This is a genomic window from Amycolatopsis sp. NPDC031561, from assembly GCF_055580625.1.
Window position 1 is genome coordinate 1 of record NZ_JBVILA010000053.1, and the last position, 25,086, is coordinate 25,086.

The 25,086-nt window shown below is 68.3% G+C and carries 25 protein-coding genes and 1 tRNA gene; 11 read left to right on the forward strand and 15 right to left on the reverse strand.

All coding sequences use genetic code 11. The annotated features are described in order from the left end of the window. Window positions 1-110: 110 nt before the first annotated feature. Window positions 111-1,544 (reverse strand): GTPase HflX, encoded by a 1,434-nt coding sequence (gene hflX, locus ACZ5IK_RS44840; RefSeq protein WP_465493303.1) that lies wholly within the window; start codon window positions 1,542-1,544, stop codon window positions 111-113. 43 nt (window positions 1,545-1,587) lie between these two features. After that, a complete protein-coding gene (locus tag ACZ5IK_RS44845; protein ID WP_465493304.1) occupies window positions 1,588-2,085 on the reverse strand; it encodes an ArsR/SmtB family transcription factor in 498 nt (165 codons plus the stop codon). A gap of 60 nt (window positions 2,086-2,145) precedes the next feature. Between ACZ5IK_RS44845 and ACZ5IK_RS44850 the strand changes: the two genes are divergently transcribed. After that, window positions 2,146-3,390 (forward strand): MFS transporter, encoded by a 1,245-nt coding sequence (locus ACZ5IK_RS44850; protein ID WP_465493305.1) that lies wholly within the window; start codon window positions 2,146-2,148, stop codon window positions 3,388-3,390. Here the strand turns inward: ACZ5IK_RS44850 and dapF are convergent. From dapF to ACZ5IK_RS44865, 3 genes are read right to left on the reverse strand one after another with little or no spacing between them, the layout of a single operon-like run. Next, the gene (gene dapF / locus ACZ5IK_RS44855; protein ID WP_465493306.1) at window positions 3,387-4,214 is read right to left on the reverse strand and encodes a diaminopimelate epimerase; all 828 of its coding nucleotides are present in this window, start codon (window positions 4,212-4,214) and stop codon (window positions 3,387-3,389) included. The genes ACZ5IK_RS44850 and dapF overlap by 4 nt on opposite strands. A 10-nt stretch (window positions 4,215-4,224) precedes the next feature. Continuing rightward, a complete protein-coding gene (gene miaA / locus ACZ5IK_RS44860) occupies window positions 4,225-5,127 on the reverse strand; it encodes a tRNA (adenosine(37)-N6)-dimethylallyltransferase MiaA (RefSeq protein WP_465493307.1) in 903 nt (300 codons plus the stop codon). Continuing rightward, window positions 5,124-5,810 (reverse strand): class III extradiol dioxygenase subunit B-like domain-containing protein, encoded by a 687-nt coding sequence (locus ACZ5IK_RS44865; protein WP_465493308.1) that lies wholly within the window; start codon window positions 5,808-5,810, stop codon window positions 5,124-5,126. Before ACZ5IK_RS44865 ends, miaA begins: the two co-directional genes overlap by 4 nt. 235 nt (window positions 5,811-6,045) lie before the next feature. On the opposite strand from ACZ5IK_RS44865, the gene ACZ5IK_RS44870 reads away from it, so the two are divergent. Further along, on the forward strand, window positions 6,046-7,359 hold the full coding sequence (locus ACZ5IK_RS44870) for a DUF349 domain-containing protein (RefSeq protein ID WP_465493309.1): 1,314 nt from the start codon (window positions 6,046-6,048) through the stop codon (window positions 7,357-7,359). A gap of 95 nt (window positions 7,360-7,454) precedes the next feature. On the opposite strand, the gene ACZ5IK_RS44875 is transcribed toward ACZ5IK_RS44870, so the two are convergent. Together ACZ5IK_RS44875 and miaB are read right to left on the reverse strand one after the other, a co-directional pair. Beyond that, complete coding sequence (locus tag ACZ5IK_RS44875; protein WP_101606395.1) at window positions 7,455-7,916, reverse strand: Rv2732c family membrane protein; 462 nt, start codon at window positions 7,914-7,916, stop codon at window positions 7,455-7,457. Continuing rightward, complete coding sequence (gene miaB, locus ACZ5IK_RS44880) at window positions 7,913-9,427, reverse strand: tRNA (N6-isopentenyl adenosine(37)-C2)-methylthiotransferase MiaB (protein WP_465493321.1); 1,515 nt, start codon at window positions 9,425-9,427, stop codon at window positions 7,913-7,915. The genes ACZ5IK_RS44875 and miaB overlap by 4 nt, the downstream gene beginning before the upstream one ends. 16 nt (window positions 9,428-9,443) lie before the next feature. Between miaB and ACZ5IK_RS44885 the strand changes: the two genes are divergently transcribed. Beyond that, entirely contained in the window at window positions 9,444-10,355 is a 912-nt protein-coding gene (locus ACZ5IK_RS44885; protein WP_465493310.1) for a TAXI family TRAP transporter solute-binding subunit, read from the forward strand. Here the strand turns inward: ACZ5IK_RS44885 and ACZ5IK_RS44890 are convergent. Then, window positions 10,345-11,745 carry a sensor histidine kinase gene (locus ACZ5IK_RS44890; protein WP_465493311.1) on the reverse strand — a complete coding sequence of 467 codons (1,401 nt, stop codon included), beginning with the start codon at window positions 11,743-11,745 and terminating at the stop codon, window positions 10,345-10,347. The two genes, ACZ5IK_RS44885 and ACZ5IK_RS44890, sit on opposite strands and share 11 nt — an antisense overlap. A gap of 4 nt (window positions 11,746-11,749) precedes the next feature. Further along, window positions 11,750-12,439 carry a response regulator transcription factor gene (locus tag ACZ5IK_RS44895; protein ID WP_465493312.1) on the reverse strand — a complete coding sequence of 230 codons (690 nt, stop codon included), beginning with the start codon at window positions 12,437-12,439 and terminating at the stop codon, window positions 11,750-11,752. A gap of 383 nt (window positions 12,440-12,822) precedes the next feature. On the opposite strand from ACZ5IK_RS44895, the gene ACZ5IK_RS44900 reads away from it, so the two are divergent. From ACZ5IK_RS44900 to ACZ5IK_RS44925, 6 genes are all read left to right on the forward strand, one after another. Continuing rightward, a complete protein-coding gene (locus ACZ5IK_RS44900; RefSeq protein WP_410602587.1) occupies window positions 12,823-13,551 on the forward strand; it encodes an amino acid ABC transporter ATP-binding protein in 729 nt (242 codons plus the stop codon). A gap of 56 nt (window positions 13,552-13,607) precedes the next feature. Continuing rightward, a complete protein-coding gene (locus ACZ5IK_RS44905; protein ID WP_465493313.1) occupies window positions 13,608-14,525 on the forward strand; it encodes a glutamate ABC transporter substrate-binding protein in 918 nt (305 codons plus the stop codon). Between the two features lie 85 nt (window positions 14,526-14,610). Further along, on the forward strand, window positions 14,611-15,258 hold the full coding sequence (locus ACZ5IK_RS44910; protein ID WP_410663194.1) for an amino acid ABC transporter permease: 648 nt from the start codon (window positions 14,611-14,613) through the stop codon (window positions 15,256-15,258). Then, entirely contained in the window at window positions 15,255-16,121 is an 867-nt protein-coding gene (locus ACZ5IK_RS44915; RefSeq protein WP_465493314.1) for an amino acid ABC transporter permease, read from the forward strand. The genes ACZ5IK_RS44910 and ACZ5IK_RS44915 overlap by 4 nt, the downstream gene beginning before the upstream one ends. A 282-nt stretch (window positions 16,122-16,403) precedes the next feature. Next, window positions 16,404-16,631 (forward strand): hypothetical protein, encoded by a 228-nt coding sequence (locus ACZ5IK_RS44920; protein ID WP_465493315.1) that lies wholly within the window; start codon window positions 16,404-16,406, stop codon window positions 16,629-16,631. Between the two features lie 217 nt (window positions 16,632-16,848). Further along, window positions 16,849-17,292, forward strand: coding sequence for a class I SAM-dependent methyltransferase (locus ACZ5IK_RS44925; RefSeq protein ID WP_465493316.1), 444 nt, complete (start codon window positions 16,849-16,851; stop codon window positions 17,290-17,292). A 205-nt stretch (window positions 17,293-17,497) separates the two neighbouring features. Here the strand turns inward: ACZ5IK_RS44925 and ACZ5IK_RS44930 are convergent. From ACZ5IK_RS44930 to ACZ5IK_RS44950, 5 genes are all read right to left on the reverse strand, one after another. Beyond that, a tRNA-Arg gene (locus ACZ5IK_RS44930) sits at window positions 17,498-17,569 on the reverse strand. 262 nt (window positions 17,570-17,831) lie between these two features. After that, window positions 17,832-18,584: a succinate dehydrogenase/fumarate reductase iron-sulfur subunit gene (locus ACZ5IK_RS44935; protein ID WP_465493317.1), complete on the reverse strand. Its 753-nt coding sequence runs from the start codon at window positions 18,582-18,584 to the stop codon at window positions 17,832-17,834. Next, window positions 18,581-20,497 (reverse strand): fumarate reductase/succinate dehydrogenase flavoprotein subunit, encoded by a 1,917-nt coding sequence (locus ACZ5IK_RS44940; RefSeq protein ID WP_465493318.1) that lies wholly within the window; start codon window positions 20,495-20,497, stop codon window positions 18,581-18,583. The genes ACZ5IK_RS44935 and ACZ5IK_RS44940 overlap by 4 nt, the downstream gene beginning before the upstream one ends. Before the next feature lie 51 nt (window positions 20,498-20,548). Further along, window positions 20,549-21,379, reverse strand: coding sequence for a hypothetical protein (locus tag ACZ5IK_RS44945; protein ID WP_076154777.1), 831 nt, complete (start codon window positions 21,377-21,379; stop codon window positions 20,549-20,551). Next, window positions 21,376-21,663 carry a hypothetical protein gene (locus tag ACZ5IK_RS44950; RefSeq protein ID WP_465493319.1) on the reverse strand — a complete coding sequence of 96 codons (288 nt, stop codon included), beginning with the start codon at window positions 21,661-21,663 and terminating at the stop codon, window positions 21,376-21,378. The genes ACZ5IK_RS44945 and ACZ5IK_RS44950 overlap by 4 nt, the downstream gene beginning before the upstream one ends. Window positions 21,664-21,926: 263 nt before the next feature. On the opposite strand from ACZ5IK_RS44950, the gene edd reads away from it, so the two are divergent. Then, entirely contained in the window at window positions 21,927-23,816 is a 1,890-nt protein-coding gene (gene edd / locus ACZ5IK_RS44955; RefSeq protein WP_101606382.1) for a phosphogluconate dehydratase, read from the forward strand. Next, window positions 23,813-24,433 (forward strand): bifunctional 4-hydroxy-2-oxoglutarate aldolase/2-dehydro-3-deoxy-phosphogluconate aldolase, encoded by a 621-nt coding sequence (gene eda, locus ACZ5IK_RS44960; protein ID WP_005164729.1) that lies wholly within the window; start codon window positions 23,813-23,815, stop codon window positions 24,431-24,433. Before edd ends, eda begins: the two co-directional genes overlap by 4 nt. A gap of 45 nt (window positions 24,434-24,478) precedes the next feature. Here eda and ACZ5IK_RS44965 read toward each other — a convergent pair whose 3' ends face one another. Continuing rightward, window positions 24,479-24,916 (reverse strand): GNAT family N-acetyltransferase, encoded by a 438-nt coding sequence (locus tag ACZ5IK_RS44965; protein WP_465493320.1) that lies wholly within the window; start codon window positions 24,914-24,916, stop codon window positions 24,479-24,481. Window positions 24,917-25,086 lie beyond the last annotated feature (170 nt).

Consider the following 25,086-nt stretch of genomic DNA (forward strand, 5'->3'; position numbering starts at 1 on the left):
CAGGCCGGTCAGTGTTCACGATGTCCTGAAACATCGACTGTTCACGATGTCCTGAACTCAGACAGACGGTTAGAACCGTCCTTACCACTCACGAGGTTGTACGTACTTGCTTACAGAGCCGAGCCGTCCGTCTGGAAGTCGCTCAGCGCCGCGGCCAGCTCGGGCCTGCCCCGGACGAGCAGCCGCGTGCCGGTCTCGACGTGCTCCTCTTCCAGCACCTCGCCATCGACGTGGGCGCGGGAGACGAGTTCGCCCCGCGAGTACGGGATCAGCGCCTCGACCATGACCTCCGGCCTCGGCAGCCGCTCCGCGATCACCTCGGCGAGCTCGGTGATCCCGGTGCCCTTCCGTGCCGACACCTGCACCGAACCGGCCATCTGGTGCCGCAACCGGACCAGCGACACCTCGTCGGCGGCGTCGGCCTTGTTGATCACCAGCAGCTCCGGCGGGAGCGGCTCGGAACGGCGCTTCGTGATCTCGGCGAGCACTTCGCGGACCGCGTTGACCTGCTCTTCCGGCGTCGGGTCGGCGCCGTCGACGACGTGCACGAGCAGGTCGGCGCTCGCCGCCTCCTCCAGCGTCGAACGGAACGCGTCCACCAGCTGGTGCGGCAGGTGCCGGACGAAACCGACGGTGTCGGTCAGCGTGTAGGTGCGGCCGTCGGGCGTCTGCGCCCGACGGGTGGTCGGATCCAGCGTGGCGAACAGCGAGTCCTCGACGAGCACTCCGGCGCCGGTCAGCGCGTTGAGCAGGCTCGACTTGCCGGCGTTGGTGTAGCCGACGATCGCGACGCTCGGCACCTCGTTGGCCACCCGTCGACCGCGTTTGGTCTCGCGGATGGTGTCCATCGCGGCGATCTCACGGCGCAGCTTCGACACGCGCTTGCTGATCCGCCGCCGGTCGGTTTCGAGCTTCGTCTCACCGGGACCACGCAGGCCCACGCCACCGTTGGCACCGCCCGCCCGGCCACCGGCCTGCCGGGACAGCGCCGCACCCCACCCGCGAAGCCGCGGGATCAGGTACTGCAGCTGGGCCAGCTCGACCTGGGCCTTGCCCTCCTTGGAGCGGGCGTGCTGCGCGAAGATGTCGAGGATCAGGGCGGTGCGGTCGATGACCTTCACCTTGACCTTCTCCTCCAGCTGACGCAGCTGGCCCGGCGAGAGCTCACCGTCGCAGATCACCGTGTCGGCCCCGGTGGCCGCCACGATTTCGCGCAGTTCCTTGACCTTGCCCGAGCCGATGTAGGTGGCGGGATCCGGGCGGATCCGCCGCTGCACCAGGCCTTCCAGTACCTCGGAGCCCGCTGTTTCGGCGAGCCGGGCGAGTTCGGCGAGCGAGGCCTCGGACTGGAGGGCGCTGCCCTCGGTCCACACACCGACCAGAACGACGCGCTCCAGGCGCAGCTGCCGGTATTCGACCTCGGTGACATCCGCGAGTTCGGTGGACAGGCCCGCTACCCGGCGGAGCGAGGCGCGGTCCTCGAGCTCCAATTCGCCGGTCGAAGGGTCCATGTCGTTCAGATCGTTGTGTGTCAGTTCCGTCATCGTGCCTCCATGGTCCCACGTTTCGGCGGCGGGACCGAATTCATTACCTGCTGGGATACTTCGACAGGTAGATCGCCGTCCGTTTCGCGTCCGGGTCGACCGGCCTGGTGATGAAGTCGTCGACGAGCTCCATCAGCCGTGTTTCGAACTCGGCGATCTGCTCGTCCGGTACCTGGACGACCATTCGTGTCTGTTGCACGTCGTCGAATCCCACATCGGCGATCTCGGCCAGATAGGCCTCGAAGATCGCCTGATCGATCCCCCTGTCGCGGGAATCAAGATGCCAGGACAACCCGGTCGAGCGATACGGAATTTCTTTCGCACCGCGCGTGCCGCGCCTCGGCGGGAGCGCTTCGAGGAACCCCGTGTCGACGAGTTTGCGCACATGGTGCAGCGTCGTCGCCGGGTCACGATCGAGCCTTCCGGCGAGTTCCTTGTTGGTCAGCGCCTCGGAGTACGTCAACCGGATGATGCGCAGCCTTATTCCGGAGGCCATCGCGGCGATCTCGGCCTCGGTCGCGGCGCGTCGTGGGGTAGGCACCGGCACAGCCTAGAGCGAAAGTGATTGACAGTTTCCAATCACTCGCGCCAAGGTGGCGTCGTGCGCAGAGACTCCCTCTTCTTCCACGCGGACTTCCGGCGGCTCTGGGCGGGCGACACGGCCAGTCAGGTGGGCGCGTTCGCTGGTCACACCGTTATTCCTCTGCTCGCGGCCACCGTGTTGGCCGCGACGCCGTTCGAGATGGGGCTGCTCACCGCTGCCGAAACCATCGCGTTCCTGATCATCGGGCTCCCGGCCGGGGTGTGGGTGGACCGGATGCGTCGCCGCGCGCTGATGCTGCGGGCCGACTTCGTCCGCGCGGTGCTGCTGCTCAGCATCCCGGTCGCCTGGTGGGCCGGGGTCCTGTCGCTGACCCAACTCATCGTGGTCGCCACGCTCGTCGGCACTGCGACGGTGTTCTTCGACATCGCCTACCAGTCGTATCTGCCGTCGCTCGTCGGCCGCGAGCATCTTCTCGAAGGCAACGCGAAGCTCCAGGCCAGCCAGTCCGTGGCGTTCCTGGCCGGTCCGGGTGTCGGGGGCGGGCTGGTGCAACTGATCGGCGCGGCCAACGCCGTGCTCACGACCGGGCTCGGTTTCCTCACCTCGGCGCTGTTCCTGCTGCGGATCCGCACCGTCGAAGAAGTTCCCGAGCGGCACGAAGACACGAAGCTGCTCCCGCAGATCGTCGAGGGACTGCGGTTCGTGTTCACCGACACCACGTTGCGTTCGATCGTCGCCTGCACGGCGACGGCCAACCTGTTCAACGGCGTCTTCGTCGCGGTGGAGATCCTGTTCCTGAACCGGGAACTGGGCCTGTCCCCCGCGGCCGTCGGTCTCGTGCTCGCGACCGGCGGGGTGGGCGGGATCACGGGCGCGATCTTCGCCAACGCCATCACCCGGCGGATCGGGCAGGCCCGGTCGATCTGGCTCGTGCCCCTGGTGACCTGGCCGTTCTACCTGCTGCTGCCGCTGACCGCGCCGGGCTGGCGGATCATCCTGTTCCCGGTGGCCACGATGATCGCCGGGTTCGGGATCATCGTCTACAACGTCGCGCAGGTCTCGTACCGGCAGGCCGTCTGCCCGGACCGGCTGCTCGGCCGGATGAACGCGAGTGTGCGGTTCGTCGTCTGGGGGATGCTGCCCTTGGGCGGGCTGCTCGGCGGTGTCCTGGGTGAGGCGATCGGGATCCGGGCGACGCTGTGGGTCGCAGTGGCAGGAGAGACCACGGCACTCTTGTGGGTCGTCTTCTCCCCGCTTCGGAAGCTTCGAGACCTTCCCAAAGAGCCGATCGCGGTCGGCTAACGGCCGAGCCCGGCCCACCAGTCTTCGTCGAGTTCGCCGCGGGCGACGATCTCCGCCGGTCCGGTCAGCGTGGATCCGCCGCGGCGGATCTCGACGACCACCTGGCCGCCGGGGATGTCGACGGTCGCCCGGCCGGTGTCGGTGCCCGCGAGGTGCAGGGCGGCAGCGACCGCGGCGACCGTGCCGGTGCCGCAGGACCGTGTCTCGCCGACGCCGCGTTCGTGGACGCGCATCTTCAGCGCGTTGTCCCCCAAGAGATTGATGAACTCGAGGTTCACGCCCTCCGGGAACACGTCGGAATCGAAGTCGGGCTGGTCGCGCAGGTCCAGTTCGTCGACGTCGTCCTCGACGACGGACACCAGGTGCGGGTTGCCGACGTTGACCGCGACACCGGAGAACGGCTGCCCGGCGACCACGGTGACCGAGGTGCCGGTGATCGCCGCCGGTCCCATCTGCACGGTGACGGAGCCGTCCGCGTGCAGCTGGACCGGCCTGTCGCCGGCGCGGGTACCGATGACGAAGTCGTGCTCGGTCACCAGCCCGGAATCGACCAGGTGGCGCACGAAGACCCGGACGCCGTTGCCGCACATCTCCGCGATGGATCCGTCGGCGTTGCGGTAGTCCATGAACCATTCGCCTGCCGACTCCACACCCAGAGCCGCCGAGCGCACGACGCGCAGCACGCCGTCGGCGCCGAGACCGCGCTGACGGTCGCACAGCGCCGCCACCCGCGCTTCGGTCAGCTCGAGGCGGCCGTCGGGGTCGGGAAGCAGCACGAAATCGTTCTGTGTGCCGTGTCCCTTAAGGAATTCGATGCCGCCCATGGGCGCAAGATTACTGGGCCGCCACTTCGAGGACGCGCTCGGCCAGCCGCTCCGAACCGCCGTCGAACCACTGGATGCGCTTGTCCCGCCGGAACCAGGAACGTTGCCTCCGCACGAACCTCCGGGTCGCCTGCGCGGTGGCCTCGGCGGCGGCCTGGAAGTCTTCGTCGCCGTCGAGGGCGGCGATAACCTGTTGGTAGCCCAAGGCCCTCGACGCGGTGAGCCCGTCGCGGAGGCCTTGGCCCAGCAGCGTCCGGACTTCGCCGACGAGTCCGGCTTCGAACATGATCTCCACGCGGCGGTCGACGCGGGCGTCGAGTTCGGCCGGTTCGCGGTCGATGCCGATCAGCACGGTGTCGTAGCGCGCGGGCCCCGGTTTCGGCAGGTTCGCCGAGAACGGTTCACCGGTGATCTCGATGACCTCGAGCGCGCGCACGATGCGGCGGGTGTTGGTCGGCAGGATGGCGGTGGCGGCGATCGGGTCCAGTCCGGTGAGCCGGGCGTGCATCGCGGCGACGCCGATCTCGTCGGCTTCGGCGGTCAGCCGGGCGCGCACGTCCGGATCGGTGCCCGGGAACTTGAGGTCGTCGAGCACGGCCTGGACGTAGAGACCCGACCCGCCGGTGAGGACCGGCACGCGGCCGGCGGCGAGGAGGTCTTCGATGCGCTCTCGCGCGTCGCGCTGGTATGCGGCCACGGAGGCGGTCTCGGTGACGTCGAGGACGTCCAGCAGGTGATGCGGCACGCCTCGCCGCTCCTCGGCGGTCGCCTTGGCCGTCCCGATGTCCATCCCCCGGTACAGCTGCAGCGCGTCGGCGTTGACCACCTCACCCCCGAGGGTGAGGGCGAGTTCGACCGCCAGCGCGGTCTTCCCGGTCGCCGTGGGCCCGACGACCGCGACCGGCCGGATCACGCCCGCTCCCAGACCGCGACGTGGTAGCCGACGCCGAACGGCGCGGCCGAGTAGAGGACGTCGGCGGTCCAGTCGCCGTCCGCCAGTCCGGCGAGGACCTGCCAGGGCGCTCGGCCCCCTGCCCCGAGTTCGGCGGCCAAGGCCGGATCGAGTGCGGCCAGCGCGCCCGTGTCGGCCTTGGCCAGCGCGTCGCGGATCGCGGCGTCGAACCCCTCCGCGCGCTCATCCTCACCACCGGGGGAACGCGGACCGTGCCTGCTCGAACCGTCGCCGAGGACGAGCACCGCGGCGGGCTCCCCCAGCTCGCGGCCGAACAGTTCGCACTGGCTGGGAGGGATCGCGGGGTCGACGAGATGGACTCGGACGGATGACGCGCCGCCCTGCTCGCGCAGCCAGCCGGCCACGAGCGCGGGCAGGGGCAGCTCCGTTTCGGGCGTTGTCACCCGGCTGAGTGAGACTCCGAGATCGACTCCGAATCCCCGGAAAGAGCCGCTCGCGTTTTCGGGAACTTCGGGCGCGCCCGCGGCCGCGCCGACGACGACCCAGTCCGGCGAAGCGCTGGTCAGGCTCCGCGCGGCGGCGAGGCAGGCTTCGCGCAGCTCGGCGCACTCGTCCGCCGCTCCGGCGGCCAGTTCGGGGATGAGCAGAGGGGGGTGCGGGAGCACGGCGACACGGCGGATCACGGCCGCCGACGTTACCTTCCCCGTCCCGAACGACCCGCAACCCACCGACACGGAGGGTCCTCCGGAAGTAGGATCACTGCCCTCGGGTGGTTCATCCGGTTCCACGGTGGACGCTGAGCTGCTTGAATGCCGCAAGGGGTTGATGCCCCCGAAGCAAGACGGCAACGCATTACCCGGCCCCGCCGCTAGGCGGGGCGCCCGCGCCAGCGGGCGTACAGGCGATAAGGAGCCTGCGATGGCCCAGGAGAACACGACCACCGGTACCCCGGCGCCGCACCCGGTGCCGCACGCGCTCGGTGGCGGGCACCCCGCACCCCCCGTGCCGCCCGCCGAGCCCAGCCCGTCCGCTTGGGGCAGGGTCGACGACGAAGGCACGGTCTACGTCACCACGCCCGACGGCGAACGCGCGGTCGGTGTCTGGCAGGCCGGGAGCCCGGACGAGGGACTGCTCCACTACGCGCGCCGTTTCGACGACCTGCGCACCGAGGTCGAGCTGCTGGAGACGCGGCTGGAGTCCGGCGCGGGCGACCCGAAGCACGCGCTGGCGACGGCGACGCAGCTGCGCGACGGCCTCGCCGAAGCCGCCGTCGTCGGCGACATCGCCGCGCTGGGCGCCCGTATCGAGCAGGTCATCGCCCACGCCGAAAAGTCGCTGGCCTCTGCCAAGCAGGAGCGGGAAGAGGCCCGCGCGGCAGCCGTCGTCCGCAAGCAGGCCCTCGCCGACGAAGCCGAGAAGCTCGCCGCCGAGTCGACCCAGTGGAAGGCCGCCGGCGACAGGCTGCGCGCCATCCTGGACGAGTGGAAGACCGTCAAGGGGGTCGACCGCAAGACCGACGACGAGCTGTGGAAGCGGTTCTCCAAGGCCCGCGAGGCGTTCAACCGGCGCCGGGGCTCGCATTTCGCCGAGCTGGACAAGCAGCGCGTGGGTGCCAAGAACCGCAAGGAAGAACTGATCGCCGAAGCCGAGTCGATCTCGGAGTCGTCGGACTGGGGCGACACGGCGGGCCGCTACAAGGACCTGATGACCGAGTGGAAGGCCGCCGGTCGCGCGCCCAAGGACAGCGACGAGGCGCTCTGGCAGCGTTTCCGCGCCGCGCAGGACAAGTTCTTCGCGCGCCGGTCTTCGGTGTTCTCCGAGCGGGACGCCGAGTTCGCGACCAACGCGCAGCAGAAGGAAGAGCTGCTCGTCGAGGCCGAGAAGATCGACCCGGCCTCGAACCTCGACGCGGCGAAGAACCACCTGCGCAAGATCCAGGAACAGTGGGACGAGATCGGCAAGGTCCCGCGCGAGCGCATCCGCGAACTGGACGGCCGTCTGAAGGCCGTGCAGGACGCGGTCAAGTCGGCCGAGGACAGCAAGTGGCGGCGGACCGACCCGGAGGCGCAGGCCAGGGCGGCGCAGTTCCGCGAGCGGGTCGAGCAGTTCGAGTCGCAGGCGGAGAAGGCCCGTGCGGCGGGCGACGAGCGGCGGGCGAAGAAGGCGGACGAGCAGGCCGCGCAGTGGCGTGAGTGGCTCGAAGCGGCTGAAGCGGCCATCGCGGACCGGTAAGCCCCAGAGCGCGCTATGAAAGGCCCGTTACTTGCAAATTTTGCAAGTAACGGGCCTTTCATAGCGCTTACGCGAGGTCGAGCGGCGCCGCCGGGTCAGCTCCGCGAGAAGGCGGCACGCATCCAGTAGATGGCCAGCCCGACAGTGGCGAACCAGGCGAGGATCATCCCGAAGCCCGGGCCGCCACCGGCCGCGCCGGTCGCGTGCGAAGACTGCTGGGACCAGATCGCGAGCATCCCGTCGACGGAGGCGAACCAGCCGCCCGCGGCGCAGACCCAGGCCAGCCACCAGCGCCGGGTCACCAGCGCCACAGCGGAGGCGAAGACGCCGATGCCGGTGGAGGTCACGGCGAACAGCTGCGGGATCCCGCCGCCCCTGCCGAGCAGCACCTCCCAGCCCGCGTGTTCGCCGACCCACGGCAACAACTGCGCGACCAGCAGCACGAACGCCAGCACCGCGATGGAGAATCCGCGCCTGCCCAGCTCGATCGTCTTGGCCGCGCGCTCGCCGACCTCGTCGATCTCCGCGGCGAGTTCGTCGATCTTCGGTTCGGTCACAGTGCACACCCGCTCACCGGTTCCGGCGTGACGGCCGGGGCACCGAAGCCCGGCAGGCCCAGCGTCACGCCGTTGGTCTTCGGCCGGAGCCCGGCCTCGGAGTTGTCGCCCGCCTTGGTGCGGCGGTGCGACAACAGGTCGCCGTCGGCGACCAGGTGGTGCGGAGCGCCGTAGGTCACCACGGTCTCGACGACGTCGCCCGGCCGAACCGAGCGGTCCACCAGCGGCCCGGCCGGCGTGAAGTGGACGAGCCTGCCGTCGCGGGCCCGGCCGCTCATACGGTGCGTCTCGCTGTCCTTACGGCCTTCGCCGGAAGCGACCAGCAGCTCGACGCGCCGTCCGACGATCTTCTTGTTCTCGTCCCAGGAGATGTCGTTCTGCAGCTTCACGAGCCGTTCGTAGCGCTCCTGCACGACCTCCTTCGGCAGCTGCCCGTCCATCTCGGCGGCGGGCGTACCGGCCCTGATCGAGTACTGGAAGGTGAACGCGCTGGAGAACCGCGCCTGCGCGACCACGTCGAGCGTGGCCTGGAAGTCCTCCTCGGTCTCACCGGGGAAGCCGACGATGATGTCGGTGGTGATCGCGGCGTCGGGCATCGACTCGCGCACGCGGTCGAGGATCTTGAGGTAGCGCGCCGAACGGTAGGACCGCTTCATCTCGCGCAGCACCCGGTCCGAGCCGGACTGCAGCGGCATGTGCAGCTGGTGGCACACGTTCGGCGTCTCGGCCATCGCGTCGATGACGTCCTCGGTGAACGCCGCCGGATGCGGCGAGGTGAACCGGACGCGCTCCAGGCCCTCCACCGAACCGCAGGCACGCAGCAGCTTCCCGAACGCGAGGCGGTCGCCGAATTCGACGCCGTAGGAGTTCACGTTCTGGCCGAGCAGGGTCACTTCGAGCACGCCTTCGGCGACGAGCGCCTCGACCTCGGCCAGGATCTCGCCGGGGCGGCGGTCGCGTTCCTTGCCGCGCAGCGCCGGGACGATGCAGAAGGTGCAGGTGTTGTTGCAGCCGACCGAAATCGACACCCAGCCCGCGTACGCCGAGTCGCGCTTCGCCGGCAGCGTCGAGGGGAACGTTTCGAGCGCTTCGAGGATCTCGACCTCGGCCTCTGCGTTGTGCCGCGCGCGCTCCAGCAGCGTCGGCAGCGCGCCGATGTTGTGCGTGCCGAACACGACGTCGACCCAGGGCGCTCGTTTGACGATCTCGCCGCGGTCCTTCTGCGCGAGGCAGCCGCCGACGGCGATCTGCATGTCCGGTTTCGCGGTCTTCTGCGGCCGGATGTGCCCCAGGGTGCCGTACAGCTTGTTGTCCGCGTTCTCCCGCACCGCGCAGGTGTTGAACACGATCAGGTCGGGTGTGGCCTCGCCGTCACCCGGAACGTAGCCGGCGTCCTCGAGCTGCCCGGCAAGACGTTCGGAGTCATGCACGTTCATCTGGCAGCCGAAGGTGCGGATCTGGTATGTGCGCGCGCTCATCTCGCCTTCGAGGGTACGCGGGCGGGGTTCCATGGCACGATCGACCCTCATGAGGAGACGGGGCGTGCTGGCGGCGGGACTGGCCGTGGTCTGCGTCCTGGTCACCGGGTGCGGACCCGATCTGTCGAGGACGCGGGTGCGCATCGCGGCGGGGCTCAACGGCGGCGTCTACGACAAGCTCGCCGAGCCGCTGGCCGACGCCTGGGCCGCGGAGCTGGACGCCGAACGCCCCGAGGTCCAGGTGACCGAGGGCTCCCCGGACAACATCGCCAGGGTCCGCGCGGGCAAGGCCGATGTCGCGTTCGTGGCCGCCGACGTCGCCACCGAGAACACCGCCGGGCTGGCCGCGCTGGCCCGTGTGCACGACGACTACCTGCACGTCGTCGTGCGGGCCGACTCGTCGATCAAGTCGTTCGCGCAGCTGCGCGGGCGCAAGGTCGCGATCGGTTCGCCGGATTCCGGCGTCGAGTTCCTGTCGAAACAGTTGCTCAAGGCGTCCGGCCTGACCGGCGCGATCGACCGCCGCAACCTCGGGCTCAACGAAGCGCTGCCCGCGCTGGAGAACCGGCAGATCGACGCCGTCATCTGGTCCGGTGGCGTGCCGACGCCTTCGATCACGGAGCGGGCGCGGACGGTCGACCTGCGGCTGCTCGACATCACCGACCTCGCGGACGCCCTGCGGGCCACCAGCCCGGTGTACCGCACCGCGACCATCCCGGCGACGGCCTACGACCTGCCGGGCCCGGTGACCACGCTCGTGCTGCCGAACTTCCTGGTGGTGCCCGTCTCGATGTCGGACGACGTCGCCGAGGCGCTGGTCCGGGGGCTGTTCAAAGCACGCGACGAGCTGGGCAAGGCGGCCGGGGCGGCGCTGTCGATCGACGTCCACCCCGCCATCGAGACCTCTCCCCTGCCGCTGCACCCCGGTGCTCTGCGGTACTTCCGGTCGCTCAAGGATTAGCGACCGGCAGGGTCACGGTCACTTCGAGGCCACCACCTTCGGGCGAGCCGAGCCGCAGCGAGCCGTCCGAGCGGACCATGATCTCGGTGACGATCGCCAGGCCGAGGCCGGAGCCGGGCACGTTCTGATGCGCGGCACTCCGCCAGAACCGGTCCGCCGCGCGCTCCAGTTCCTCTTCGCGCAGGCCCGGTCCGTGGTCGCGGACGGCGATGTCCACCTTCCCGTCCGCGGTGGTGACGGCGACCCGCACCTCGGTTCCCGGCTCGGTGAACTTGAGCGCGTTGTCCAGGAGGGCGTCGAGCACCACTTCGAGCCCGCGCGCGGGCGTCAGCACCCGCAGGCCGCCGCCCAGTCCGGAAGAGACCAGCGTGACCTCGCGCGTCGCGCCGACCACGGTCCAGTCGGCGACCCGGGCACCGATCACCTCGTCGAGGCCGACCGGCACCAGTTCGCCACCCGAAGCTTCGGCGCGGGCCAGTGAAAGGAGTTCGTCGAGGATCTGGTTGAGCCGCCGCGCGTCGACGACGGCGGCTTCGAGGTCGGCCGCGGCCAGGTCGTCGTCGACGTGCCCGTCGAGGTTGCCGAGCCGGATCTTCAACGCGGTCAACGGGTTCCGCAGCTGATGGGAAGCGTCGGCGACGAACGCGCGCTGCGCCGACAGCGCCTCGTCGACGCTCGCGGCCATCCGGTCGAAGGACCGTTCGAGCTGCCGCAGTTCCGGCGGACCGCCCGACTCCCCCACCCGTTCGACCTCACGGCCGCTGACCACGGCGGCGACCAGGGCACCGGTGGCGTCGTCGAGCCGTCGGACCGGGCGCAGGATCCAGCGCACCACCGGTACCGCGACCAGCAGCGCGAGCCCGAACGCCACCACCGCGCCCGCCGCGATGAGCAGCCACCACCACAAGAGATCGGCGCGGGCCTTCTCGGTCGAGGACAGGGTGATCACCGCGCCCCGCACCTCGCCGTCGATCAGGATCGGCTCGGCCAGCACCAGCGGCTCGGTGGCCCAGGGCATCAGCAGCGGGCCGGGCTCGGACCGCCGTCCCGCGAGTGCCTGCTGCAGATGCGCGGCGATGACGGGGTCCTTGAGGTTGATCTTCGCGGCTTCGGCACGCCCGCCTGCCACGGCTTCACCGTCCTGGTCGGCGATCGCCACCGGGACCCCGTAGACCTCGGTGTAGCGGCGGAGTTCGTCCTCGATCAGGTCCGGCCGGTTCTCCACCAGCGGGCGCTGGGCCAGTGACGCGAACCGGGAGGTGTCGGTGAGGCGGTCGAGGAAGAGGTCGAGCTGCACACTGGCCGCCACGCTGAGCGCGAGCGGGATGCCGAGACCGAACACGAGCGCCGCGACCAGCGTCAGCACGATCGCCTGGAGCCGGACGCGCACCCGATCAGCCCTCTTCGGCCGGGCCGTAGGCGCCGCCGAGGCGGTACCCGACGCCGCGGACGGTCTCGATCAGCGCGGGCCTGCCCAGTTTGGTCCGCAGGGTGGCGACGTGGACGTCGAGCGAGCGGCTCTCCGCCGGGCCCCGGTGCCCCCAGACCTCGCTGAGCACGTGGTCGCGGGCGCACACCGCGCCGCGCGCGGTGACCACCAGCGCGAGTACCTGGAACTCCTTGCGGGACAACGAAACCGGCCGCCCGTCGACCTGCACCTCGTGCCGTCCGATGTCGACCGAGACGTCACCCGCGCGAATGACGGCCGCCGGTTCGGGCGCGGCCGGGCGTTCACCCCGGCGACGGCGCACGGCCTCGACGCGGGCGACGAGCTCGTCGACGTCGTAGGGCTTCACCAGATAGTCGTCGGCGCCGGACCGCAGGCCCTGGATCCGATCGTCGATCTCGCCCCGCGCCGAAACGACGATCACCGCGACGTCGCTGACCGCCCGGATCCGGCGGCACAGGACGATCCCGTCGATATCGGGAAGCCCCAGGTCGAGCAGGACGACGTCGACCTCGTGCACCAGATCGAGCACCCCGGCGCCGGAGGCCAGGCGTTTGATCGTCAGGCCGCGCCGGGCCAGCGCGGGCGTCAAGGCGCCCGCGACCCGGTCGTCGTCCTCCACCAGCAGTACCCGCACCCGTGTTTTCCCTTTCACGCCGTCCCCGCACCGCGACGACTGAAGAACGACTCTATGGGGTGAGTCACCTCTCGCGCTGCCCGTACCGCTGGGCCGTCCGGCCTAGTGAGCGGCCCGTCCGGTCACGATGCGTCACAGATGTCGTGTGACCCCGGTTACGGGACACCCCTGCCTTGTCTAGGCTGATCAGCACCGGACGGAGGTGGACCGCGTCCGTCCGGTGGCTCGGAACGATACGGACTTGAAACCCTAAGTATTGGTCAAGCCGCCTTTACAAGCGGTCCGACGGGAGTAGGTTTCCGCCATCGCGTGGTGCCTGACCCCGCAGTCCCCTGCAAACGAACGCTCCTGGAGGCCAGATGACCGCGGAGGTGGCGGCGCCGATGATCAAGGCGGCCGCCGTGAACAAGTACTTCGGCGACCTGCACGTGCTCAAGGAGATCAACCTCGAGGTGCCGCGTGGGCAGGTCGTGGTCGTGCTCGGGCCGTCCGGGTCTGGCAAGTCGACACTGTGCCGGGCGATCAACCGGCTGGAGCCCATCAACTCCGGCGAGATCGCCGTGGACGGTGTTCCGCTGCCCGCCGAAGGCAAGGCGCTGGCCGCGCTGCGGGCCGACGTCGGCATGGTGTTCCAGTCGTTCAACCTGTTCGCGCACAAGACGATCGTCGAGAACGTCATGCTCGCGCCGACCAAGGTCCGCAAGGTCAACTCGGCCGAGGCTCGCAAGACCGCGATGGACCTGCTCGAACGCGTCGGCATCGCGAACCAGGCCGACAAGTACCCGGCGCAGCTTTCCGGCGGGCAGCAGCAGCGCGTGGCGATCGCCCGCGCGCTGGCCATGCGCCCCAAGGTGATGCTGTTCGACGAGCCGACCTCGGCGCTGGACCCGGAGATGGTCCAGGAGGTCCTCGACGTGATGACCACGCTCGCGAAGGACGGGATGACGATGCTCGTCGTCACCCACGAGATGGGCTTCGCGCGACGTGCGGCGAACCGGGTGGTCTTCATGTCCGACGGCGAGATCGTCGAGGACTCCACCCCGGAAGAGTTCTTCACCAAGCCGAAGACGGACCGTGCCAAGGACTTCCTCGGCAAGATCCTGACCCACTAAGCATTTCCGCGGCGCGGGCGCGTGCCGCATCGACGGATGAAACAGGAGAGGTTCACATGAGGATCCGCACCCTTGCGGTGGGACTGCTCGTCGGCAGTCTCGCACTGACCGCTTGTGGCAAGGAAGGCACGCCCAGCTCGCCCGGCGGCAGCTCCGAAGGCGCGAACGCCGGTGCGCAGCTGCCCCAGTACACGGTGGCGTCGAACGTCGACCTGGCGGGCTCCCCGGTCTTCGCGAAGATGAAGGCCGACGGCAAGCTGACCCTGGGCGTCAAGGACGACCAGCCCGGTCTCGGCAAGAAGGACCCGACCAGCGGCAAGTTCGGTGGTTTCGACATCGAGATCGCGAAGCTCGTCGCCGCCAGCCTCGGCTTCGGCGAAGACAAGATCACCTTCAAGACGGTCGACTCCGGTGCCCGTGAGCAGTCCATCGTGAACGGCGACGTCGGCTACTACGTCGGCACCTACACGATCACCGACAAGCGCAAGGCCCAGATCTCCTTCGCGGGCCCGTACTTCGAGGCAGGCCAGGACCTGCTGGTGCGCAAGGACGACTCCTCGATCACCGGCCCGGAGACCCTGAAGGGCAAGAAGGTCTGCTCGGTCACCGGCTCGACCCCGATCCAGCGCGTTCGCGACCAGGGCCTGACCGAGCCCGGCAACATCGTCGAGTTCCAGAAGTACTCGCAGTGCGTCGAGAAGCTCTCCACCAAGGAGGTCGACGCCGTCACCACCGACGACGCGATCCTCAAGGGCTTCGCTTCGGAGGACTCCGAGAACTTCAAGGTCGTCGGCAAGACCTTCTCGAAGGAGCCGTACGGCATCGGCCTGAACAAGGACGACAAGGTCCTGCGCGACAAGATCAACGACACCCTGCAGAAGGCGCTGGACGACGGCACCTGGCAGAAGATCTACGACGCCACCCTCGGCAAGTCGGGTTCGTCGGCGCAGAAGCCCACCCTGCAGAAGTACTGATGTAGTCCCGCGGCCGGTGGACCAGTGATGGGTTCACCGGCCGCTCCACACCCACCTCCAGTCGACGGCAGCGGGGAAAGGCTCCATGAACGTCCTGCTCGACAACCTGGACCTCTACGGTCCGTTCTTCCTCACCACGATCGAACTGTTCATCTGGTCCGCCTTCGGCAGCCTGATCCTCGGCACGATTCTGGCGATGATGCGGGTGAGTCCGGTCGTGGCGTTCCGTGCCACGGGCACGACCTACGTGACCCTCATCCGCAACACTCCGCTGACCCTGGTGTTCGCGTTCTTCGTGTTCGCTTACCCGCTGCTGGACATCGTCAAGCTCAGCTTCTTCACCGCCGCGGTCGTGGCGCTGACCGTGTACACCTCGGCGTTCATCTGCGAGGTCGTCCGGTCCGGCATCAACACCGTCCCGGTCGGCCAGGCCGAAGCCGGGCGCGCGCTGGGGCTGACCTTCGGCCAGATCCTCGGTCAGATCATCCTGCCGCAGGCGCTGCGCTCGGTGGCGCCGCCGATGGTCAGCACCCTGATCGCGTTGCTGAAGAACACCACGATCGCCGCCGGTTTCTCGGTCGCCGAGGCGGGCGCGATCCGGTCCTACCTCTCCGAACGGGGTGACAACCAGCTGATCGGCCTCCTGTGGGTCGCGCTGGGCTTCATCATCCTGGTCGCCGTACTTTCTTTCGTCCAGCGGAGCCTGGAGAAGCGCTGGAGCGTGGCCCGATGAGCAGTGTCCTGTTCGACGTCCCCGGCCCCAAGGCCCGGATGCGTCACCGGTTGTACGCGGTCATCGGCGTCCTCGCCATCGCCGCCCTGATCGCGTTCGTCGTCTACCGGTTCTACGACACCGGCCAGTTCGCCGCGCGCAAGTGGGAATGGCTGCAGTACCAGCAGGTCCAGATCGACCTGCTCAACGCCGTGCTCGAGACCCTGCGGGCCTTCGCGGTGGCGGCCGCCCTCGCGCTGGTCTTCGGTGCGGTGTTCGCGGCGGGCAGGATGTCCGACCACGCCTGGATCCGCCGGATCTCCGGGGCGATCGTGGAGTTCTTCCGCGCCATCCCCGCGCTGATCCTGATGTTCCTCTTCTACTTCGGTCTCCCGGCCGTCGGCGTGCCGATGACCCCGTTCCTCGGCGTGGTCTTCGGTCTCACGCTGTACAACGGCTCGGTGCTCGCCGAGGTCTTCCGCGCCGGTATCCAGGCGCTGCCCAAGGGCCAGGCGGAAGCCGCGTACGCCCTCGGCATGCGCAAGACCCAGGTGATGTTCTTCGTCCTGCTGCCGCAGGCGATCCGGGCGATGCTGCCGACGATCATCAGCCAGCTGGTGGTGCTGCTCAAGGACACCGCGCTGGGCTTCATCATCACGTTCCAGGAACTGCTGTACTACGCGCGCTACATCGGCACGCAAGGCGAGTTCGGCCGCCCGATCGTGCCCTCGACGCTGGTCGCGACCGGCATCTACGTCGGCCTGTGCCTCCTGCTGACGGCGCTGGCGACGTACCTCGAGAAGCGCAACCGGCGCAGCAAGAAGCACATCGCGCTGACCGACAACAAGGCCGAGGAGACCATGCTGGGCTCTGCGGCCACCTGACCTCCAGCTCTGTCTGGCTTAAGACACGAGGGGGCCTCACTGAGGGAATCGGTGAGGCCCCCTTCGTTTCGGCACTCAAAGCGGAGCAGGAAGAGAAATTCTCGGCGGAATTCGGAAGAATTGTTGGTCGCAAATAAAGAAACTGATCCAGGTTGACAATTAACGATCAGGTCACCCTTGGCGCAAAGTGTCGCCCTTTCAGCGGAATGATCTTCCCAATTCGGCGAGATACTCTTCGTCAGAACCAGTCGAACTGGGAAATCAACGAGGGTGGGGATCTCATTGAAGCGTCTCTTGGCGAGTATTGCCGTTGTCTCGATCGGCTTGCTTTCCGCGCCTGCGGCCGCATTCGCGAGCGTGAACACCACAGAGGCCAGCGGCGCCAATGGCCCGTTCGAAACGTGGGACAGCTGCGAAAACAACCGCTATTGGCACAATCTCAAGGGATATCAGACAAATCCGTGCTTCATGGAGGACAACCAGAAGTGGTGGTACCAGTGGACGAAATAGTCCACTGCAAAATGCAGGGATGATCACCGATTTCCGAAGAGAAAGCCGGCGATGACTCATCCTTTCCGCGACCAGCCGTCACCTTGATTCCGGCTCAGCGGACACTTCGCCCGTGAAGGTCCTCGCCTTGCGCCAGACGCGAGGCGAGGACCTTCACATATCGAGCTAGGCCTTTTGGTCCTGTCGTGACGGTGAACTCGTCGGCTAGCGTCGGGCTATGGCGGACCAGGCCGCGACGCTGCTCGAAGCGCTGCCGGATCTGACGGGCAGGTCGGTCCTGGTCGTCGGATGCGGCGATGGGCGTTTCCCACGGCTGTTCCGCGGCAAGGGCGCCCGCCGCGTGGTCGGGGTCGACGCGGACCAGGTCCTGATCGCGGTGGCCCAGCGCGAAGAGGAACGCGATCCGATCGGCATCTCCTACGAGGTCCATCGGCTCGCCCGGCTGCCGGTGATGGGGACCTTCGACATCGTGACCGCGTTCGTGGACTTCCCCGACCATCTCGGCCGCATCGCGGCGAGTCTCGCTCCCGGCGGACTGCTCGTGGTCGTGGCCACGAACGGTCTCTCACTGGAAGAAGCCCTGCGGGAAAACGGCTTGCAGGACATCGTGCTGCACCGCCACGAAAGCGGCGACGTGCACAGCGCCCGCAAGGCGTCCTGAGTCGCGCACCCTGGTGTCGAGCCAGGCTGGCCGGGGCTATGAATCCCGGCCGGTCGCCGGACCGTGCGCGTCTGGCGGTGTGGAGCGCACGGACCCCACACCGCCGCACCGGTACGACGGAACAGGTTTCCCCGCCGTGCCGGGGGTTTGGCCTGGAACACGCCTCCGGCGCACACTGCGCGCCAAAGGCGTTTCGTTCCAGAAGTACCCCTGCCAGGAATCGAACCTGGACCCCGGCATTCGTAGTGCCGTGCTCTTTCCGTTGAGCTACAAGGGTTCATCATGAAAAAGCCGCCCGGTTCGGTTTCCCGAAGGGCGGCTCACTGGTACGACGTCGTACTAGGACGACGGCGGGGAGCCGTGTTTCTCTTCCATGCCAAGGCGAAGGCGTGCCATGGCGTAGTGGCGTCGCGGCATGTGTCCTCCTCCTGGACTGGGGTGCGAGTAGTGTGCAACGGGCGGGTGAGCGGGGGCAAACGATTTAGGGCTCGTGAGCGGTAAGGACGGTTAGAACCGTCCTTACCGCTCACGAGGCCGACCTACTGGTCCCGCCGGAAAAGCTTGTTCCCCAGCCACACGATGGGGTCGTACTTCCGGTCCGCGACGCGTTCCTTCATCGGGATCAGCGCGTTGTCGGTGATGTGGATGCCCTCCGGGCACACGTCCGAGCAGCACTTGGTGATGTTGCAGTAGCCGAGCCCGTGTTCTTCCTGCGCCTCGTCACGCCGGTCGGCGACGTCAAGAGGATGCATCTCGAGTTCGGCGATGCGCATCAAGTACCGAGGCCCGGCGAAGGACTCCTTGTTCTCCTCGTGGTCACGCACCACGTGGCAGGTGTTCTGGCACAGGAAGCACTCGATGCACTTACGGAACTCCTGCGAGCGCTCCACGTCGATCTGCTGCATCCGGTACTCCCCCGGCTTCAGCTCCGGGGGCGGGGTGAACGACGGGATCTCCCGGGCCTTGGTGTAGTTGAACGACACGTCGGTCACCAGGTCGCGGATCACCGGGAACGTCCGCATCGGCGTCACGGTGATGACCTCGTCCTCGGTGAAGGTCGACATCCGGGTCATGCACAGCAGCCGCGGCTTGCCGTTGATCTCCGCCGAGCACGATCCGCATTTGCCCGCCTTGCAGTTCCACCGCACCGCCAGATCCGAGGCCTGGGTGGCCTGCAGCCGGTGGATGATGTCGAGGACGACCTCGCCCTCGTTGACCTCGACGCTGTAGTCCTTCAGCTCACCGGAATCCGCGTCGCCGCGCCAAACCCGGAAACTCGCCTTGTAGCTCATGCCGGACCCCCGGGGTGCGAAGTCAGTTCTTCGTCGGTGTAGTACTTCCCGAGCTCGGACAGTTCGAACAGCTCCAGCAGGTCCTGCCGCAGCGGGGTCTGTGCCTTGACCTCGATGCCGATCTCCGGCACCACCGGGTTGTCACCGGGTGCGGCCGAGCAGACCAGGAGTTTGTTGCGCCACTGGGCGTCCATGCCCGGGTGGTCGTCGCGTGTGTGCCCACCGCGGCTTTCGGTCCGCAGCAGCGCGGCCCGCGCCACGCATTCGCTGACCATCAGCATGTTCCGCAGGTCGACGGCGAGGTGCCAGCCGGGGTTGAACTGCCGGTGCCCTTCGACGGTGACCCGCTTGATCCGCTCGCGCAGTTCCCCGAGCTTCTCCAGTGCCCGCTCGATCTCCTCCGACTTGCGGATGATGCCGACCAGGTCGTTCATCGACTGCTGCAGTTCGGTGTGCAGGCTGTACGGGTTCTCCTCGACGCCGTCGCCCGGTGGGTCGAACGGCGCGAGCGCCATCGCCGCGGCGGCGTCCACATCGGACTGATCGACCTTGGGGCGGTCCTTCAGGTCCGCGACGTAGGACGCGGCGCCGAGTCCCGCGCGGCGGCCGAAGACGAGCAGATCCGAAAGCGAGTTCCCGCCGAGCCGGTTCGACCCGTGCATCCCGCCCGAGCACTCGCCCGCGGCGAACAGCCCCGGCACGCTCGACGACGCGGTGTCCGGGTCGACCTCGATCCCGCCCATCACGTAGTGACAGGTCGGGCCGACCTCCATCGGCTCCTTCGTGATGTCGACGTCGGCGAGTTCCTTGAACTGGTGGTACATCGACGGCAGCCGTTTGCGGATCTCCTCCGCGGGCAGCCTGCTGGCGATGTCGAGGAAGACCCCGCCGTGCGGCGATCCCCGGCCGGCCTTGACCTCGGAGTTGATCGCGCGCGCCACTTCGTCGCGTGGCAGCAGGTCCGGGGTGCGCCGGTTCTTCTCCTGGTCGGTGTACCAGCGATCGGCTTCGTCCTCGCTGTCCGCGTACTGTCCCTTGAACACGTCGGGGACGTACTCGAACATGAACCGTTTGTCCTCGGTGTTCTTGAGAACACCACCGTCACCGCGGACGCCTTCGGTGACGAGGATCCCCTTCACACTCGGCGGCCAGACCATGCCCGTCGGGTGGAACTGGACGAACTCCATGTTGATGAGCGTCGCCCCGGCCCGCAGCGCCAGCGCGTGCCCGTCACCGGTGTACTCCCAAGAGTTCGAGGTGACCTTGAACGACTTCCCGATACCGCCGGTGGCCAGTACCACCGCCGGCGTCTCGAACAGGATGAACCGGCCGCTCTCGCGCCAGTACCCGAAAGCGCCCGAGATCCGGCCGTCCTCGGTCAGCAGCTCGGTGATCGTGCATTCGGCGAAGACCTTGATCCTCGCCTCGTAGTCGCCGGTCTCCTTGAAGTCCTCTTGTTGCAGCGAAACGATCTTCTGCTGCATCGTGCGGATCAGTTCGAGCCCGGTGCGGTCGCCGACGTGCGCGAGCCGCGGGTACGTGTGCCCGCCGAAGTTGCGCTGGCTGATCCGGCCGTCCTTCGTGCGGTCGAACAGCGCGCCGTAGGTCTCCAGTTCCCAGACCCGGTCCGGCGCCTCCCTGGCGTGGAGTTCGGCCATCCGCCAGTTGTTGAGGAACTTCCCGCCACGCATGGTGTCGCGGAAGTGCACCTGCCAGTTGTCGTTCGAGTTCGCGTTGCCCATCGACGCCGCGCAGCCGCCTTCGGCCATCACCGTGTGCGCCTTGCCGAACAGCGATTTGCACACCACCGCGACGCTGAAGCCGCGTTCACGGGCTTCGATGACCGCGCGGAGACCGGCGCCGCCGGCACCGATCACCACCACGTCGTAGTTGAGCCGTTCGACCTCGGTCATAGAAAGAGCCACCTCAAAGCTTGTCGCCGGGGACGGGAGATTCCCTCGCCGCTAGTTGATGAACCGCAGGTCCGAGATCGCACCGCTGGCCACGAGCATCACGTAGAGGTCGGTCAGCACGAGCGTGCCGAGCGTCGTCCACGCGAGCGCCATGTGCCGGGTGTTGAGCTTCGTGATCTGCGTCCAGATCCAGTAGCGGACCGGATGTTTCGAGAAGTGCTTGAGCCTGCCGCCGGTCACGTGCCGGCACGAGTGGCACGACAAGGTGTACGCCCACAACAGGATCACGTTGCCGGTCAGCACGATGTTGCCGAGCCCGAAACCGAACCCGCCGTCGATGCCGTGGAACGCGGTGATCGCGTCGTAGGTGTTGACCAGCGAGACGACCACGGCCACGTAGAAGAAGTAGCGGTGGACGTTCTGGATGATCAGCGGCAACCGGGTCTCACCGGTGTACTTCGCGTGCGGTTCGGCGACCGCGCAGGCGGGCGGCGAGAACCAGACGGCCCGGTAGTAGGCCTTGCGGTAGTAGTAGCAGGTCAGCCGGAAGCCGAGCAGGAACGGCAGGACCAGGAAGCCGAGCGGGATGAAGCCCGGCAGTTCGCCGAACCAGGCCCCGAAGTGCCGGGAGCCTTCGACGCAGGATTCCGAGACGCAGGGCGAATAGAACGGCGTCAGGTAGTGGTATTCGGGCACCCAGTAGGCGGTGCGCACGAAGGCCCTGATCGTCGCGTAGATGATGAAGGTGGAGAGGCCGAGGACGGTCAGCAGCGGGGAGAGCCACCACCGGTCGGTGCGCAGCGTTCGTTCGGCGATCCGGGCCCGCGACGGTGCGCGGACCCCCGTACCCCGTCCGGCCTCTTTGCCGGCGGGGGCGCTCACCGCTGGTCGCGCTTGTAGCCGCCGACGCCTTCGTCATCGGCGCCGTGCCAGAGCGCCGGGTCGTAGGGCGTGTCGGGTACCTGGACACGGTCGGCGGCCTTCGCTTGCGCGGGCACCGCGTTCGGGGTCGTGTCGAGATCGGTCGCGTCGATGTCGAGTCGCTCCACGTCGTTCGCCAGGCGTTGTACCGCCGACGCGTCGCCGTATCGGGACCGCAGCGCGCCGACGCACTGCCTCAGCTGACCGATGGCTCGCCGAAGCTCGGCGATCTCTGTGGTGGACATCGGTACCTCCCGATGGTCGGTTCGGTTGGCCGCTTGAGCCTGAGAGGGCAAGCGATCCTCGCCATCCCGACTCTGCCGCGCGTTGTGCAATGTGACAAGTAGCACAGTAGAACCCAGTGGCGTGACGGAGGTCACGCGAGTCGATCTTCTGTATCGATTTTGATTCGGGCTTTCCCCTGGGTTACTGTGGCCACTGTCACGACCCAGCGGCGCCAGCGTTGCCGTCCCGCGGACCACCACGACCTGTGATCCGGAGCCGGACAATGAGCACCGCCCCGAACGTCCACCCCATCATCGCCGAAGTCACCGAGCGCGTCGCCGCCCGCAGCGCCGAAACCCGCGCCGCGTATCTCGAGCGCGTCACCGCCGCCCACGAAGAAGGTCCCGTGCGGCGCGGACTCGACTGCAGCAACCTCGCCCACGGCTTCGCCGCGATGGAAGGTGTCGACAAAGCGGCACTGCGCGCCGCGCGGGCGCCGGGCGTCGCGATCGTCTCGTCCTACAACGACATGCTTTCGGCGCACCAGCCGATGCAGGAGTACCCCGCCATGCTGAAGGGGTCGGTCCGCCAGGCGGGCGGGGTGGCCCAGTTCGCCGGCGGCGTGCCCGCGATGTGCGACGGCGTCACCCAGGGCCGCCCTGGCATGGAGCTGTCGCTGTTCAGCCGCGAGGTGATCGCGATGTCGACCGCGATCGCGCTGTCCCACGACATGTTCGACGCGGCGCTGCTGCTCGGCGTCTGCGACAAGATCGTGCCGGGCCTGCTGATCGGCGCGCTGTCCTTCGGGCACCTCCCGGCGATCCTGGTGCCCGCCGGGCCGATGAACTCGGGCCTGCCGAACAAGGAGAAGGCGCGCGTGCGCCAGCTCTACGCCGAGGGCAAGGCGACTCGCGAAGACCTGCTGGACGCCGAAGCGGCTTCGTACCACTCGGCGGGCACCTGCACCTTCTACGGCACCGCCAACTCGAACCAGATGGTCGTCGAGGTGATGGGCCTGCACCTGCCCGGAGCCAGCTTCGTGCAGCCGAACTCGCCGCTGCGGCGCGTCCTCACCGAAGAGGCCGGGCGGCGAGTGGTGAAGCTTTCGCGCGGCGAGGAGTACACGCCCGTCTCGCGAGTGATTGATGAGAAGGCCGTCGTCAACGGCGTCATCGCGCTGCTCGCCACGGGGGGCTCGACCAACCACACGATGCACCTCGTCGCGATCGCGGCGGCCGCGGGCATCCAGCTGACCTGGGACGACTTCTCCGACCTGTCGTCGGTGATCCCGCTGCTGGCGCGCGTGTACCCGAACGGCAGCGCGGACATCAACCACTTCCACGCCGCCGGGGGCATCCAGTTCCTGGTCGGCACGCTGCTCGACGCGGGCCTGCTGCACGAAGACGTCCAGACCGTCGCCGGGCCGGGACTGCACCGCTACCGGCAGGAGCCGATCCTGTCCGAGGGCGAACTCGTCTGGCGCGACGTGCCGACGCGCAGCCTCGACGAAGACGTCCTGCGCCCCGCGTGGCGGCCGTTCGCCGCCGACGGCGGGCTGCGGATGGTCGCGGGCAACCTCGGCCGCGCGGTGATCAAGGTGTCTGCGGTGGCCCCGGAGCACCGGGTCGTCCAGGCCCCGGCACGGGTGTTCACCGACCAGAAGTCCTTCAAGGACGCTTTCGCGGCCGGCGAGCTGGACCGCGACGTCGTCGTGGTCATCCGGCAGCAGGGCCCGCAGGCCAACGGGATGCCGGAACTGCACGGGCTCACCCCCGCGCTGGGGGTGCTGATGGACCGCGGGCACCAGGTGGCGTTGCTCACCGACGGCCGGATGTCCGGCGCGTCCGGCAAGATCCCGGCGGCGATCCAGGTGACCCCGGAAGCCGCTGTGGGCGGCCCGATCGCGCGCATCGCCGACGGCGACGTCGTCCGGCTCGACGCCAAGGCCGGGACGCTGGACGTCTTCGTGGGTGACGAAGAACTCGCCCGCCGTGAACTGGTGGACTCCCCGCCTTCGGAGGCATCCTGGACCGGCACCGGCCGGGAGCTGTTCGCGGCGCTGCGCCGCGCGGTCGGCCCCGCCGATCAGGGCGCGAGCGTGTTCGGACCGCTCACGCCGGAACACTTCGGCGCTCCGGCGCACACGTTGACCCCTGTGGAGGTAACCCAGTGACCACCGGCGCCGACCTGCTCGGCCTGTCCCCCGTGATGCCCGTCGTCGTCCTCGACGACGCCGCCGACGCGGTACCCACCGCGCGGGCACTGCTCGCGGGCGGGATCGGCGTGATCGAGCTGACCCTGCGCACCCCGGCGGCACTCGCCTCGATCGAGCGGATCGCCGCGGAGGTCCCGGAGATCGTCATCGGTGCCGGCACGGTCACCGCCCCGGAGCACGCCAAGCAGGCCGCCGACGCCGGAGCGAAGTTCCTGGTGACCCCGGGCTGCACGGACTCGGTCCTCGACGCCGCCTTCGACACCGGCCTGCCGTTCCTGCCGGGCGCGAGCACGGTGTCCGAGGCGATGCGGCTGGCCGAACGCGGGCTGACCGCGCTGAAGTTCTTCCCCGCCGAGGCCAGCGGCGGCGTGGCGTACCTGAAGTCGATCGGCGGGCCCCTGCCCGGGCTGCGCTTCTGCCCGACCGGCGGGATCACCGTGAAGACCGCGCCGGACTACCTCGCACTGTCCAATGTGGGCTGTATCGGTGGTTCGTGGCTGACGCCGAAGGATGCTTTGGCGGCCAAGGACTTCGGGAAGATCGAGGCCTTCGCGGCGGAGGCTTCGAAGCTCTGATGCGTAGGGTGAAGGCCGCTTTCGCGAAGGCGGCCTTCACCGTTCTCAGAGTGGGAGCTGGTACTGGATGAAGCCCCGGTTGATCGCGACCTGGTCGTACAGCCGTCGCGCGGTGGCGTTGGATTCCTTGGTGTGCCAGTAAACGCGCTCGCAGTCACGGTCACGGGCCCAGTCCGCGACGGCTTCGATCAAGGCCCGCGCGACCCCTATGCCACGGGCGTCCGGCGCGGTGAACAGGTCTTGCAGGTAACAGACGTCGGTGAGCGCGGAAGTGCTGGGGTGCACCAGAAAGTGCACGATTCCGACGAGCTTCCCGTCCAGGCGGGCACCGAGCGCGTGCATCCGTCGTCCCTCACGGAATTCGCGCCAAGCGCGGTCGTAGACCTCTTGGGGCGCAACGCGTTCGTAGAAGGCGATGTAGGCGCGGAAGAGATTCTCCCAGGCTTCGCGGTCTTCGGGTTGCGGCGGCGCGATGGTGATCATGGTGTCCTCCCGGTGATCACCCGAGCCTAGGTGCCTGTCGCCGGGCCGTGAGTGGCCAATCGCGCGGTAAAGCGATGTCTGAGTTCAGGACATCGTGAACAGTCGATGTTTCAGGACATCGTGAACACTGACCGGCCTGTCGGCGTGGTGACCAGGGTGTTCGTTGTGAT

Coding starts and splice junctions, on each gene's coding strand:
- dapF (WP_465493306.1), bottom strand. CDS start 4,214: ATGGGCGGCATCGAATTCCTTAAGGGACACGGCACACAGAACGATTTC.
- ACZ5IK_RS44870 (WP_465493309.1), top strand. CDS start 6,046: ATGGCCCAGGAGAACACGACCACCGGTACCCCGGCGCCGCACCCGGTG.
- ACZ5IK_RS44885 (WP_465493310.1), top strand. CDS start 9,444: ATGAGGAGACGGGGCGTGCTGGCGGCGGGACTGGCCGTGGTCTGCGTC.
- ACZ5IK_RS44935 (WP_465493317.1), bottom strand. CDS start 18,584: ATGAGCTACAAGGCGAGTTTCCGGGTTTGGCGCGGCGACGCGGATTCC.
- ACZ5IK_RS44925 (WP_465493316.1), top strand. CDS start 16,849: ATGGCGGACCAGGCCGCGACGCTGCTCGAAGCGCTGCCGGATCTGACG.
- ACZ5IK_RS44900 (WP_410602587.1), top strand. CDS start 12,823: ATGATCAAGGCGGCCGCCGTGAACAAGTACTTCGGCGACCTGCACGTG.
- ACZ5IK_RS44950 (WP_465493319.1), bottom strand. CDS start 21,663: ATGTCCACCACAGAGATCGCCGAGCTTCGGCGAGCCATCGGTCAGCTG.
- edd (WP_101606382.1), top strand. CDS start 21,927: ATGAGCACCGCCCCGAACGTCCACCCCATCATCGCCGAAGTCACCGAG.
- ACZ5IK_RS44905 (WP_465493313.1), top strand. CDS start 13,608: ATGAGGATCCGCACCCTTGCGGTGGGACTGCTCGTCGGCAGTCTCGCA.
- ACZ5IK_RS44965 (WP_465493320.1), bottom strand. CDS start 24,916: ATGATCACCATCGCGCCGCCGCAACCCGAAGACCGCGAAGCCTGGGAG.
- ACZ5IK_RS44940 (WP_465493318.1), bottom strand. CDS start 20,497: ATGACCGAGGTCGAACGGCTCAACTACGACGTGGTGGTGATCGGTGCC.
- ACZ5IK_RS44915 (WP_465493314.1), top strand. CDS start 15,255: ATGAGCAGTGTCCTGTTCGACGTCCCCGGCCCCAAGGCCCGGATGCGT.
- hflX (WP_465493303.1), bottom strand. CDS start 1,544: ATGACGGAACTGACACACAACGATCTGAACGACATGGACCCTTCGACC.
- miaB (WP_465493321.1), bottom strand. CDS start 9,427: ATGGAACCCCGCCCGCGTACCCTCGAAGGCGAGATGAGCGCGCGCACA.
- ACZ5IK_RS44910 (WP_410663194.1), top strand. CDS start 14,611: ATGAACGTCCTGCTCGACAACCTGGACCTCTACGGTCCGTTCTTCCTC.